This is a genomic window from Streptomyces sp. NBC_00209 (assembly GCF_045206345.1).
Classification (GTDB): Bacteria; Actinomycetota; Actinomycetes; order Streptomycetales; family Streptomycetaceae; genus Streptomyces.
Genome location: NZ_CP108121.1, coordinates 722,908 through 735,291, shown reverse-complemented (window position 1 = coordinate 735,291; position 12,384 = coordinate 722,908). Strand labels below are relative to the sequence as shown.

Sequence of the window (12,384 nt, the reverse complement as noted above, 5' to 3'; positions counted from 1 at the left end):
CCCGGCAGCAGCCGGTGATCACTTCTCGCACGCGGGAAGAAGGTCAGCTGCGCGCCGGCGGACCGGTCAGCCGAGGGCGCTCCTCGTCTGCCACTCGTCCCACGAGACGTTCCACGCCCCGTAGCCGTTGCCCTCCGCGACCGTGCCCTTGGTCTCCGCGCCCGTGATCTCGAACGGGTCGCCGACGTGGGCCTGACGGTAGAGGGCGGCGGCGTTCGCGTCGCTCATCCCGACACATCCCGAACTGTGGTTGGCCACCCCGAAGTACGCCGCGTTCCACGGCGCGGCGTGGGCGTACATGCCCGACCAGGTCAGCCGCATCGAGTAGTCGACCATCTTGTCGTACGTGTGGCCCAGGCCCACCGTCTCGGAGCGCATGTTGATCGTGCCCTCCTTCGCCATCAGCACGGCCGTCCCCCGCCACGACCGCTTGTCGCCGCCCGGAGTGCCGCCGGACACGGGCACGTCCATGACCGTGCGCCCGTCCCGCTTCAGCGCCAGCCGGTGCCGGTCCAGGTTTACCTTCACCAGCTGGCTCACGCCCACCGTGAACGTCGTCGCGTAGTCCCGTACGAAGAAGCCGCCGCCCTGGCCCGAGTCGACGCCGTTCAGCTCGGCGTCCAGCGTGATGCGCGTCCCGGACTTCCAGTACTCCTTGGGGCGCCAGTCGACGCGGTCGCGGCCCGAGTAGTCGCGCAGCCAGCCCCAGGAGCCCTCGGTGTGGTTCGAGGTCGACACCTTGAGGGCCTTCTCGACGGCCGCCTTGTTCTTGACCGGGTTGTCGAACACGATCGACAGCGGCTGGGCGATGCCCACCGTCGTGTTCTTGCCGGGCGCCAGCGTCAGCTTGTTCACCTTGTCCGCCGCCCGCGTCGTGAACGAGGCCGTGTCACTGCCGCCCGAGGTGTCGCGCGCCTCCACCCGGTACGCGGTGCCGGGTGCCGCCGCCCGGTCGGACGTCCAGGTCCGCCCATCGGCGGATATCCGGCCGCTGAGCACGCCGTCCTTCCCGGCCGAGACGGTCACCTCATTCAGCTTCCCGGCCGCCAGGGTCACCGTCACCGGCTTCCCCGCGGCGGCCGATGTGCCGTGCAGGCTGACCGAGATGGAGGCCCGCGCCGCCGCCCTCGAAGGGGCCGTGTCGCCGTTCTTGTCCGACGCGGCGGCGCCGCCGGAACAGGCCGTGAGGGTCACGCCGAGCACCGCGCAGCCGGCGATCAGCGCGAGCCGGGCGGGGTGCTGCGGGCGCGCCGGTATCAGGAATGCGGGAATCAACGGAAAACCTCCAGGGCCGTACGCGGTCATCGGTGAAGAGGAACGCACCGGAGCCTAAGTTCCCTAAATCCGCGGAAAAGCAGGAATTCCCCGTGTGACGGGAAGCGCAGCGCAACGGTCATGGTCCGGTCACATTCGGCGCGCGGGCCCGTCACGGACCGCTGTGAGCATCCTGTGCAGCCCCGCAGAGCAGACCGCGGGGCCCACGAGGGGGAGGGCCACCGACATGTCAGCGCTGCTCGCGACCGGCGACCGCAGCAGGGAACGGGACCTGCGCATCCACGGCCTCACCGCCGACGAGCACCGGGCCCACCTGGCCACGCGGGCCGACGCCGGCTTCCTGCAGCACCCCTCCTGGGCCGGGGTGAAAGAGGGCTGGTCCTCGGAAAGCCTCGGCTGGCACGGCGACGACGGCACCCTGAACGGCAGCGCACTCGTCCTCTACCGGCAATTCCCGGGGACCCGGAAATACTTCGCCTATCTGCCGGAGGGCCCGGCCGCCGACTGGGCCGACCCCGGAATGGACCGCTGGCTGCGCCCCCTGCTCGCGCACCTGCGCGCGGCCGGGGCCTTCGCCGTACGCATCGGCCCCAGCCCCGCCTACCGCCGCTGGACCGGCGCCCGCCTCAAGGCCGCCACCGGCCCGGGGCGCACCGTCGGCGACGTCCTGGCGAGCGAGGTCGACCCGCTCGGGGCCGCCGTGGCCGACCGGCTGCGGGCGCGCGGCTGGCGGCGCTGCGGCGGGGACGGCGACGACGCGGACGCCCAGCCCCGGTACGTCTTCCGGGTACCGCTCGCCGGGCGCACCACCGAGGACCTGTGGTCCGGGCTCAACCAGGAGTGGCGCCGCAACGTCCGCCGCGCGCAGAAGGCCGGGGTGCGGATCGTGACCGGGAGCGCCGCCGAACTGCCCGAGTTCCACCGGCTGCTGAGGATCACCGAGGAGCGCGACGGCTTCCGGCTCGGCCGCTCGCTCGGCTACTACCAGCGCCAGCACGCGGTGCTCAACGCCGAGGAGCCCGGCCGGATGAAACTCTGCCTCGCCGTGCACGACGGGGAGATCCTGGCCGCCCACACCATGATCAGTACCGGCCGGCGGGTCTGGTACCAGACGGGCGCCTCCGCCGACCACCGCCGCGAGGTCCGCCCCAGCAACGCCCTGCAGTGGCAGATGATGTGCGACGCCCTCGCGGGCGGCGCCGAGGTGTACGACATGCGCGGGGTATCCTCCACCCTCGACCCCCACGACCGGCCCTTCGGGCTGCTGCGCTGGAAGCTGGGCACCGGCGGGGAGGTCGTGGAGACCCTCGGAGAGTGGGAGACATCGGTGGGCGGAGCCGCCAACAACACGTTGTACCGGGCGTTCCAGGCGTACCTGGCACGCCGGTGACGGCCGCCGGCACCGCCCCGGAGGCGGCCGCCCCCGAGGAGAGCGGCGCGCGCGGTTCCGGCTCGGTGCTGCGCAGCGGTGCCGTGATGGCCGCCGGGTCCATCGTCTCGCGGGCCACGGGGTTCATACGCTCGGCGGTCGTCGTCGCCGCGCTCGGCACCGGACTGCGCGCCGACGGGTACACCGTCGCCAACACCGTGCCCAACATCCTCTACATGCTGCTCATCGGCGGCGCCCTCAACGCGGTCTTCGTCCCCGAACTCGTCCGCGCCGCCAAGGAGCACGGCGACGGCGGGGCCGCGTACACCGACCGCCTGCTCACCCTGTGCACCGTGGGCCTGCTCGCCCTCACCGCGCTGGCCGTCCTCGGCGCACCGCTGATCATCCAGGTGTACGCCCCCACCTACGACGGCGACCAGGCCGAACTCACCATCGCCCTGGCCCGCTACTGCCTGCCGCAGATCCTCTTCTACGGCCTGTTCACGCTCCTCGGCCAAGTCCTCAACGCCCGCGACCGGTTCGGCGCGATGATGTGGACGCCGGTGCTCAACAACCTCGTGATCATCGCCGTGTTCGGGCTCTACCTCTGGACGGCGGCGAGCTCAGACGGCACCCTCACCCCCGCGCAGGCGCAGTGGCTGGGCTGGGGCACCACGGCGGGCATCGCCGTGCAGAGCCTCGCCCTGGTGCCCTCGCTGCGCGCCGCGAAGTTCCGCTGGCGGCCCCGGTTCGACTGGCGCGGCAGCGGACTGACCCGGCCGCTGCGCGCCGCCGGCTGGCTCGTCATGCTCGTCCTCACCAACCAGGCCGCGTACTGGGTGATCACCCGCCTCGCCACCACGAGCGGCCAGCACGCGGCGGACCAGAACCTCGCGGGCGGCGCCGGCTACACCGCGTACAGCTACGCCTACCAGCTCTGGGTCGTCCCGCAGGGCATCGTCACCGTCAGCCTCGTCACCGCGCTGATGCCGCGCATGAGCCGGGCGGCGGCCGGCGGCGACCTCACCGGGGTGCGGCGCGACCTCTCGTACGCGCTGCGCACCTCCGCCGCCGTGGTGGTCCCGGCCGCCGCGCTGCTGCTGGCGCTCGCGCCCTGGGTGATGGGCTCGGTCTTCGGCTACGGGCGCACCGGCCCGGCGGACATCACGGTGATGGCGGGCATGATGGCCGCCTTCGCTCCCGGGCTCATCGCCTTCTCCGGGCAGTACGTGCTCTCGCGCGGGTTCTACGCGATGAGCGACACCCGCACCCCGTTCCTGCTGAACCTGGTCATCGCGGCCCTCAACGCCGGGCTCTCGGTCGCCGCCTATCTGACGCTGCCCGCGCGCTGGGCGGTGACCGGCATGGCGGGCGCGTACTCCGTGGCCCTGCTCACCGGCTTCGCCGTCACCGCGTACGTGCTGCACCGCAGGCTCTCCCCGCCCGGCGCGCCGCGCCTCCCGCTCGGCCGCTCGCCCGGGATGTGGGCGCATGTGCGGCTGGTGGCCGCGTCCGTGCCGGCCGGTGCGCTGGCGTACGGGGCGGCCCGCGCCGTCGACACGGAGGGCTCGGGCCTGGGGGACTTCGCCGCGCTGGGCGCCGGGACCGTCGTCCTCGCGCTGGTCGTGGCGGGGCTGGCCCGGCCGCTGCGGCTCACCGAGGTGAGCGCCGCGCTGAACGCCGCCCGGGGCCGGCTGCGGCGCGGCTGAACCGGCCCGCGCCGCCCTCCTGTTCGCATCCGTTCCTTGATCGCTGGGATTCTGACGCCATGCCTCGCGTGCTCCTCATAGAAGACGACCCTTCCGTACGCGAAGGGGTCGAGCTGGGCCTGCGCAGGCGCGGCCACGAGCTGCGGGCCGTCGGCACCGGCGAGGCCGGGCTCGCCGCGCTCGGCGAGTTCCGGCCGGAGCTGGTCCTCCTCGACCTGATGCTGCCCGGCATGAACGGCGTCCAGGTCTGCCGCCGCATCCGCGAGACCAGCCAGCTCCCCGTGATCATGCTGACCGCGCGCGGCGACGACTTCGACGTCGTCGTGGGCCTGGAGGCCGGCGCCGACGACTACATCGTCAAGCCCGCCCGTACCGAGGTCATCGAGGCCCGCATCCGGGCCGTGCTGCGCCGCCTCGCCGTCCCCGCCGGGCGCGGCGGCATCGAGTCGCACGGCGAACTGGCCGTCGACCGCGCGGGCCTCGCCGTCGCCAAGGCCGGCGAGCGGCTGCTTCTCGCCCCCTCCGAACTGAAGCTGCTGCTCCACCTCTCGGCCTCGCCCGAACAGGTCTTCAGCCGCCAGCAGCTCCTGGAACACGTATGGGAGCACAGCTACCACGGCGACGCCCGCCTGGTCGACGCCTGCGTCCGCCGCCTCCGCCAGAAGATCGAGGACGTCCCCGGCAGCCCCCGCTACATCCAGACGGTCCGAGGCTTCGGCTACCGCTTCGGACCGCTTACATGAAACTGTTCGCCGCCCGCCTCGGCCTCCGCACCCGGCTGATCGCGGCGTTCCTCTTCGTCGCGGCCGTCAGCGCCGCCACCACCGCCGCGCTCACCTACCGCGAGGCCCGCTCCGCGATCCTCCAGCAGGCGCAGGACTCCGCCGTCGACCAGTTCCGCGACCGGGTCGGCGACCAGGCCGTCAGCCTGCCCATCGACAGGGAGCAACTGCGCCAGGTCTGCCTGGGGCTGGCCCGTGCGGGCGGCGGGCGCGGCTGGACCGTGTTCGCCGAGTACGGGAAGCTGCGGGCCTCCTCGTCGGACCGGTCCTCCTCCGGGGTGATCACCGCCGGTCTGCGCACCGCCACCCGCGACAACACCCACGGCTCGTTCCAGCGCGTCGTCAAGGACGGCAAGCCCTGGCTGACCGTCGGCATGCCCGCCGTCTTCAACCGGGGCGACGGCAGACAGCCCACCGGCCTTGTCCTCTACGCCGTGATGCCGCTGTCCACCGAGGAGGCCAACGTGGGCGCCATGGTCACCGCCGCCCGCGACGGAGCCCTGCCCGCCCTGCTCGTCGCCCTGGTGCCCGCGCTGCTCGCCTCCCGCAGCGTCCTGCGCCCGGTCCGAGACCTGCGCCGGGCGGCGGCGGGCATCGGCAGGGGCGAGCTCGACACCCGGATCACGGTGCGCGGCTCCGACGAACTCGCCGACCTCGCCTGGACGTTCAACGAGTCGTCCACCAAGCTCCAGGAATCCGTGGAGGAGTTGCGCCGGGCCGAGGGGCGGGCCAGGCGCTTCGCCTCCGACGTCTCCCACGAACTGCGCACCCCGCTCGCCGGTATGCTCGCCGTGACCGAGGTCCTGGACGAGGACGCCGGCGAACTGCGCCCCGACACCGCCGCCGCCGTCCGCCTGATCAGCACGGAGACCGGCAAACTGGCCACCCTGGTCGAGGACCTGATGGAGATATCCCGCTTCGACGCCCGTGCGGCCGAGCTGCACCTGGACGAGGTCGACGTCGCCGAGACCGTGCGCAAGACCCTTCAGGGCCGCCGCTGGGAGGGCCGGGTCGCCACCGAACTCCCGGACGGCGTAAGGGCGGTGCTCGATCCGCGCCGCTTCGACGTGGTCGTCGCCAATCTGGTCGGCAACGCCCTGCGGCACGGCGCGGAGCCCGTCACCGTACGGGTACGCGGAGGCGACCGGCTCGTCGTGGAGGTGGCGGACAGCGGACCGGGCATCGACGCGGCGGTGCTCCCGCACATCTTCGACCGGTTCTACAAGGCCGACGCGGCCCGGACCCGGTCGGCGGGCAGCGGTCTCGGCCTCGCCATCGCCCAGGAGAACGTACGGCTGCACGGGGGCACGGTCCGCGCGGCGAACCGGCCCGGGGGCGGCGCGCTGTTCACCGTGGCGCTGCCGATGGGGGAGCGGTGAGGGGCGGGCGCGTGCTCGGCGCGCTGCTGCCCGTGCTGCTGCTCGCCACCGGGTGCGGGATCCGTGCGACGGACGTCGTGGAGGCGGGTGAACCGGCGACCGTGGAGGTGGGCCCGGCCGACCAGCTCGGCACCCTGCTGTACTTCGTGTCCTCGTCCTCGGCCTCCCGGCTGATGCCGGTCGTCCGCAAGGCCCGCACCGTGGAGGTCGGCGGCGGGGCCTGGGGGGAGGCCGGGTCGACCGGGGCGCCCGACGCCCTCTTGCTCCTCTTCCTCGGACCCACCAGGACGGAGCACGACGCCGGACTCCGCTCGGAGCTGCCCACCGGCCGGACGCGCGTGGGCGTCGAGCTGAACGCGGACGGCGTGCGGGTCACCGTGGACATCCCGGTCACCGGCCTCTCCCAGGCCGCCCGCCAGCAGCTCATCTGCACGGCGGCCCGGGCCCGTACGGCGGACCGGACCGAGGCGGTCACGGTGAAGGGCACGGACGGCGTCATCGGCCCGGCGCACTGCTCGGTCTGACGCGCTCCGGCCGCTCAGCCGGTCTTGCGGGCGACCGCCCCGTAGATGCCGATCGTGGCCGGCACCGCCGCGACGGGTGCGTCCGGCCGCCAGGACGGGACGGGGACCAGGCCCGGCGTCAGGAACTCGAAGCCGTCGAAGAGCTTCTCGATCTCCGTGTGGGAGCGCGGGGTGAGGGGCGTGGTCGCGGTGGCGTAGACGGCTTGTGCCGCTCGGCAGTCGGCGAAGTCGTCGGTGGCGTGCGAGAGCACCAGGCAACTGCCGGCCGGGAGCGTGTCGCGCAGGGTCGCGACGACCTGCTGGGGCTCCTGCGTGTCGGTGAGGAAGTGCAGCACCGAGGTGAGGACCAGGGCGACGGGCCGGTCGAAGTCGATGACTTCGCGGACGTGGGGATGGTCCACGACGGTCTGCGGGTCGCGGAGGTCGGCGAGCGCGACGCCGACCAGAGGGGAGCTGCGCAGCAGGGCGTCCGCGTGTGCGGTGACGATCGGGTCGTTGTCGACGTACGCGACACGCACGTCGGGCGCCGCTTCGAGGGCGACCTCGTGCACGTTGGGGGAGTGGGGCAGCCCGGTGCCGATGTCGAGGATCTGCCGCAGGCCCGCGCCGACGACATGGCGGACGGCGCGTTCCAGGAAGGCACGGTTGGCCCGGGCACCGGCCCGCTCCTGGGCCGCGGCGGCCACGAGCTCCTCGCCGGCCTGCTGGTCCACCCGGTAGTTGTCCTTGCCGCCGAGCAGGTAGTCGTAGATCCTTGCGGAATGAGGCCGACCGGTGTCGATCACCGGGGCGGGTAAGCCGTGCTGCCTCAAGTGGCGCTCCTCTCGGCGGCCGCTGCGGTCGGATTCCGGAGTCTGCCGATGCTGCGATCCTGCCTTTGCGCCCGACAACGTGTCAACTAAAGTACACACGAGCACGATCGATGATGGCGAGAGAGATCACCACGTGAGCGCGAGCTGTGACGAGGGAGAGCCCCGCAGGGGCCCTGCCGTCGAAGGGCCGCACCCGCGACCGCACTCCCTCGCGCACAAGCTGAAGTCGCTCATGGCCCACCGGAGGGACGCACGGGGCAGGGCCTACGTCTCCCGCACCCTGTCGCAGGCCGTCGACGACCTGCCCGACCCGCCCGCGACGACGTCATTCGCGCTCATCGCGAAACTCGCCGGCGGCCAGCAGGACAACCCGACGATCAAGACCGTCCTCGCCCTGTGCCAGGCTCTCGGCGACGTGCCGCCCGCCTACCTGTTGCCGCACCCCGGCTACGACGACCTCGCCGCACTCGAAGCCTTCGAGAACCCCCTCGCGCGTCGCGTGCTCGTCCTGCTGGGCGATCTTCCGGAGAGCGAAGTCCGCAAATTCATCGAGCAGTTGGAACACCGGCGCGGAACCCTCGGCCTCCCCGCCGTGCCCGACGACGGTCCGGGCGCGGAGAAGCCGAAGAGGGCCCGACGACGACGGACCGAAACCGAAGCCGCCCAGTACGCGGCCGATGCACTGGAAGGTCTCTGATGGACGGCATGATATTCGGCGCCTGCACCGTCGCAGGAGTGCTCGTCACCGCGCTCTGCGCCCGCAGAGCCCTTCACCACCCGCGCGTGTTCACCTGGTTGATCGCGGTCGCGTTCGGCGTGTGCACCGTGGGCGTCTTCTTCGCGGTCCCCGCGGTCGCCGGGGCGGCCGAGGAGGTCACCGGCCTGGACAACGCCGGGAAGCTGGTGGCGCACATCTGCGCCATCCTCTGGTGCGCGGCACTGCAGCTGACGATGGTGGACCTGGCCTACCGCCCGGAGTACCTGCGCGCCGCCCTGTACCAGCGCGTGTGCCTGGCCGTCGTCGTGCTGGCCGTCATGGTCCCACTCTTCCTCACCACGAACGGCCAGGACGTCGAGTTCACCACGGCGTACGCCGACCACTCGGCCGTGGCCGCCTACCTGCTGGTCTACCTCTCCTACGTTCTGATCACCTGCGGCGAACTCGCCTTCATGTGCGGCCGCACCGCCCGCCGGGCCCGGACCACCCGCCCCTGGACCGGCGCCGGCTTCACCCTGTGCGCACTCGCGGCCGTCCTGGGCGTCGGCTACACGATGTCCAAGGGCTCGTACCTCGTCTGTCACGCACTCGGCAGCCCCTGGTCCCTCGACGTCGAGGAGGCGGCGAGCCCGGCACTGAGCGGGCTCGCCGTCCTCTTCCTCTTCGCCGGTCTGACCATGCCGATGCTCGGCGGGCTGCGACAGCGGCTGCGCGGCGGCGAGCGGACCGCGACCTCAGAAGATGCGGCACCGCCGCGAGCGGGATAGGAAAGTGGCAACCGCCGTCATCGATTTCTGCCCGGCCCCCTCGACGGACGGCTGGAAGGATGTGCGATGTTCCAGGAGCGCAAAGACCGCCGACACGCCAATCGCGCGTTCGACCACGGTGAGGGTGTGACCCGCTACCGGATGCGGCAGAAGCTGGTCTCCCTCGGCGACGACTACTGGATCGACGACGAGTCGGGGGACCACAAGTACAAGGTCAACGCCAAGGTGCTCCGGGCGCGCCGGACGTATCACATCGAGGACCGTGACGGTCTGCGTGTCGCCACGGTGCAGAGCAGACCGCTGCGGATCAAGGACTCGATGGCGATCGAGGACGCCGACGGACAGCGCGTGGCCATCGTCAAGAAGGCCGTCGTCGGACCGCTGCGCGACCGGTGGCGGATCAAGCAGGAGGACGGCGGGGACCTGCGCGTGGTCGGCAACATCCTCGACCACGAGTACACGATCGAGCGGGACGGCTACAAGGTGGCCGAGGTGTCGAAGAAGTGGTTCCGCGTCCGGGACACCTACGGCCTCGACGTCGGGCCGGGTGCCGATCCCGCCACCGTCCTGGCGGCGGCGGTCGCCATCGACGCGATGGCCCACCCCGGGGACTGACGGGGCGGCGGGCCGGACCGTACGACCACGGTCCGGCCCGCACGCGCGTCACCCCGGATCAGGGATTCCGGCGCAGCGCCACCACGTCGATCTCCACGAGGATGCCCATCAGCTGGGAGCCGACCGTGGTGCGCACCGGACGTGGCGCGCCGAAGTGCTCCCGGTACACCCGGTCGAAGCCGGCGAAGTCGCGGTGCACGTCCTGGAGGTGGACCGTCGCCTTGACCACGTCGTCCAGCGTGAGCCCGTCGGCGGCGAGGAGGGCGCTCACATTCGCCAGGACCTGGCGGGTCTGCTCCTCGATGGTGTCGCCGAGCGCGCCGGTGGCCGGGTCCTGCGGGCCGAAGCCGGAGGTGAACAGGTACGGGCCGGCCGCGATGCCCTGGCTGTACCCGCCGATCGGGGCCGGGGCCCCGGCCGTGGTGACGGCGCGGCGCGGGGAGAGGTGGCTGTCGGCGGTCACTTGGTGAGGTCTCCTTCCGCGGCGTTGACCCCCGCGTAGTGGCGGAGCTTGTCCTCGTCCACGGTGACGCCGAGACCGGGCCCGTCCGGGACCCGCAGGCTGCCGCCGGACAGCGTGAGCGGCTCGATGATGTCGTCCGCGTGCAGGTAGTACATGGAGTCGATGGCACGCGACAGCACCGGGGTGCTGGCGACCACCGCGAGGTGCGCCGCCGTGGCGATGCCCAGCTCGCCGCCGCTGTGCAGGTTCATGCCCAGGCCGAAGGTCTCGCAGTGCGCGGCCAGGGCCTTCGTCGCGGAGATCCCGCCCCACTTGTAGACGTCACCGTGGATCACGTCGACGGCGTTCAGCCGCATCGCGGGCGCGAAGTCCTCGAACCGGACCACACACATGTTGGTGCACAGCGGGATACGGATCTTCTGGCGGACCTGGCTCATCCCCTCGATCCCGACGCACGGGTCCTCCAGGTACTCCAGATCCAGCTCCTCCAGGGCGATCCCGGCCCGGATCGAGTCCGGCACCGACCAGGCGGCGTTCGGGTCGACGCGCAGGTTCACCCCGGGCAGAGCGTCGCGCACGGCCCGCAGGATCGCGACATCGCCCTCGACGTCCTTGGTGCCCTTGAGCTTCACGGCCGTGAAGCCGCCCTCGGCCACCACGCGCTCGGTGTGCTCGGCCAGGGCGCGCGGCCGGTCGTCCGCACCGGCCCCGGGCGCGTCGGCGCGTGTGATCAGGGCGGTCAGCGGCACCTCGTCGCGCACCGGGCCGCCCAGCAGGTCGGTCACCGACTGCCCGGTGGCCTTGCCCATGGCGTCCCAGCAGGCGACATCGATCGCGGCCAGGGCGGCGTACCCCAGGTAGCCGTAGAAGAACGGCACCATGTGGTGGCGGCGGTGGAATGCCTCCAGGGCGAACGGGCTGGTACCGATCAGATCCTCGGCGAGATCGCGGACGATCGCGGCGACCGGGCGGCCCCACATCGTCTCGCCCCAGCCCTCGACGCCGGAGTCGGTCTTGATGCGCACCACGGTGCGTGTCTCGCCGGTCTTCGTCTCGAAGGAGCTGGTGAACGGGTTGACCAGGGGCAGGTTGACGACGTGGACGTCGACCTCGGTGATCTTCATGAGTACTTCCTTGTGTGAGGGGACGGGGGTCACGCGAGGGGGCGCGACGCGGCATCGAAGGCGAGGACCGCGCGGGCCAGGCCGCGGGCGCGGCGGTCGAGCAGGCGCTCACCGTGCGCGGCGTCGGCACCGGCTGCGTCGTCGGTGGCGCCGCCCACCCGCTCCCACTCGCCGTGCCGCTCCACGGTCAGCCCGGGGTAGGGCGGCTTGTCGAACAGGGGCGGCGGCTCGACCGGCGCGTGCCCGGCCCGCTCGGCACGTACCAGCGACGGCTGCGCGGCCAGCATCAGCGACGTCTCGAACCAGCCGGCGTGTCCGGGCACCAGCTCGGCGTGGAGCCCGTCCGGGTCCTCCGCGTCGGCGGGCTCCCCGGTGTCGGTGAGCGTCCAGTACGAGCACGCGGCCGCCGTCACCTCGGCGCGCAGCGCGAACCGCTTGACCGCGAGCCGCATGATCTCGTCGTTGCCCCCGTGGCCGTTGACGACGAGCACCCGGCGGTAGCCACAGGCGGCCAGCGAGTCGAGGAGCTCGTCCAGCACCATGCCGAGCACCGGCGCCGACAGGGTGAGCGCCGCCGCGAACAGATGGTGCGGGCTGTGTCCGTACGGCAGGGTCGGCAGGCGTACGAGGGTGGGCACGGCCTCGCCGGCGGCGGCCCGCTCGTCGAGCAGGGCCAGGGCCCGGGAGACCACGGCGTCGGCGAGCATCGTGTCCGTGCCCATCGGCAGGTGCTCGGCGTGCTGCTCCTGCGAGCCGATCGGCAGGACGGCGATCGCCTCGGGCGCCGCCGCCCGGGTCTCGCGCCAGGTGGTCTCGGTCAGATTGCGGTGGGTCATGCCGCTGTCTC

13 protein-coding genes are annotated in these 12,384 nt (G+C 72.5%); 8 read left to right on the top strand and 5 right to left on the bottom strand.

Annotation, left to right across the window (positions count from 1 at the left end; genetic code table 11):
* Positions 1 to 66 precede the first annotated feature (66 nt).
* Positions 67 to 1,275, bottom strand: coding sequence for an Ig-like domain-containing protein (locus OG867_RS03255; RefSeq protein WP_406282478.1), 1,209 nt, complete (start codon positions 1,273 to 1,275; stop codon positions 67 to 69).
* 226 nt (positions 1,276 to 1,501) lie between these two features.
* On the opposite strand from OG867_RS03255, the gene OG867_RS03250 reads away from it, so the two are divergent.
* Genes OG867_RS03250 through OG867_RS03230 form a run of 5 tightly spaced genes read left to right on the top strand, consistent with a single transcriptional unit; the run spans position 1,502 to position 7,038 of the window.
* Positions 1,502 to 2,665 carry a lipid II:glycine glycyltransferase FemX gene (locus OG867_RS03250; RefSeq protein ID WP_406282475.1) on the top strand — a complete coding sequence of 388 codons (1,164 nt, stop codon included), beginning with the start codon at positions 1,502 to 1,504 and terminating at the stop codon, positions 2,663 to 2,665.
* Positions 2,662 to 4,353 carry a murein biosynthesis integral membrane protein MurJ gene (murJ, locus tag OG867_RS03245; RefSeq protein ID WP_406282472.1) on the top strand — a complete coding sequence of 564 codons (1,692 nt, stop codon included), beginning with the start codon at positions 2,662 to 2,664 and terminating at the stop codon, positions 4,351 to 4,353. Before OG867_RS03250 ends, murJ begins: the two co-directional genes overlap by 4 nt.
* Positions 4,354 to 4,412: 59 nt before the next feature.
* Entirely contained in the window at positions 4,413 to 5,096 is a 684-nt protein-coding gene (locus OG867_RS03240; protein WP_406282469.1) for a response regulator, read from the top strand.
* The gene (locus OG867_RS03235; RefSeq protein WP_406282466.1) at positions 5,093 to 6,514 is read left to right on the top strand and encodes a sensor histidine kinase; all 1,422 of its coding nucleotides are present in this window, start codon (positions 5,093 to 5,095) and stop codon (positions 6,512 to 6,514) included. Before OG867_RS03240 ends, OG867_RS03235 begins: the two co-directional genes overlap by 4 nt.
* Positions 6,511 to 7,038, top strand: coding sequence for a hypothetical protein (locus tag OG867_RS03230; protein ID WP_406282463.1), 528 nt, complete (start codon positions 6,511 to 6,513; stop codon positions 7,036 to 7,038). Before OG867_RS03235 ends, OG867_RS03230 begins: the two co-directional genes overlap by 4 nt.
* A 14-nt stretch (positions 7,039 to 7,052) precedes the next feature.
* Here the strand turns inward: OG867_RS03230 and OG867_RS03225 are convergent, their stop codons facing one another.
* Positions 7,053 to 7,850 carry an SAM-dependent methyltransferase gene (locus OG867_RS03225; RefSeq protein WP_406282460.1) on the bottom strand — a complete coding sequence of 266 codons (798 nt, stop codon included), beginning with the start codon at positions 7,848 to 7,850 and terminating at the stop codon, positions 7,053 to 7,055.
* A gap of 232 nt (positions 7,851 to 8,082) precedes the next feature.
* On the opposite strand from OG867_RS03225, the gene OG867_RS03220 reads away from it, so the two are divergent.
* The 3 genes from OG867_RS03220 to OG867_RS03210 all read left to right on the top strand — a co-directional run bounded on the left by OG867_RS03220 (position 8,083) and on the right by OG867_RS03210 (position 9,950).
* Positions 8,083 to 8,547: a hypothetical protein gene (locus OG867_RS03220; protein WP_406282457.1), complete on the top strand. Its 465-nt coding sequence runs from the start codon at positions 8,083 to 8,085 to the stop codon at positions 8,545 to 8,547.
* Positions 8,547 to 9,335 carry a hypothetical protein gene (locus tag OG867_RS03215; RefSeq protein ID WP_406282454.1) on the top strand — a complete coding sequence of 263 codons (789 nt, stop codon included), beginning with the start codon at positions 8,547 to 8,549 and terminating at the stop codon, positions 9,333 to 9,335. Before OG867_RS03220 ends, OG867_RS03215 begins: the two co-directional genes overlap by 1 nt.
* Before the next feature lie 66 nt (positions 9,336 to 9,401).
* Entirely contained in the window at positions 9,402 to 9,950 is a 549-nt protein-coding gene (locus OG867_RS03210) for an LURP-one-related family protein (RefSeq protein WP_328903428.1), read from the top strand.
* Positions 9,951 to 10,008: 58 nt separating this feature from the next.
* Here OG867_RS03210 and OG867_RS03205 read toward each other — a convergent pair whose 3' ends face one another.
* From OG867_RS03205 to OG867_RS03195, 3 genes are read right to left on the bottom strand one after another with little or no spacing between them, the layout of a single operon-like run.
* Positions 10,009 to 10,413 (bottom strand): Rid family hydrolase, encoded by a 405-nt coding sequence (locus tag OG867_RS03205; protein ID WP_328903429.1) that lies wholly within the window; start codon positions 10,411 to 10,413, stop codon positions 10,009 to 10,011.
* Positions 10,410 to 11,537, bottom strand: coding sequence for an enolase C-terminal domain-like protein (locus OG867_RS03200; RefSeq protein WP_328903430.1), 1,128 nt, complete (start codon positions 11,535 to 11,537; stop codon positions 10,410 to 10,412). The genes OG867_RS03205 and OG867_RS03200 overlap by 4 nt, the downstream gene beginning before the upstream one ends.
* A gap of 29 nt (positions 11,538 to 11,566) precedes the next feature.
* On the bottom strand, positions 11,567 to 12,373 hold the full coding sequence (locus tag OG867_RS03195; RefSeq protein WP_328903431.1) for a creatininase family protein: 807 nt from the start codon (positions 12,371 to 12,373) through the stop codon (positions 11,567 to 11,569).
* Positions 12,374 to 12,384: the final 11 nt, after the last annotated feature.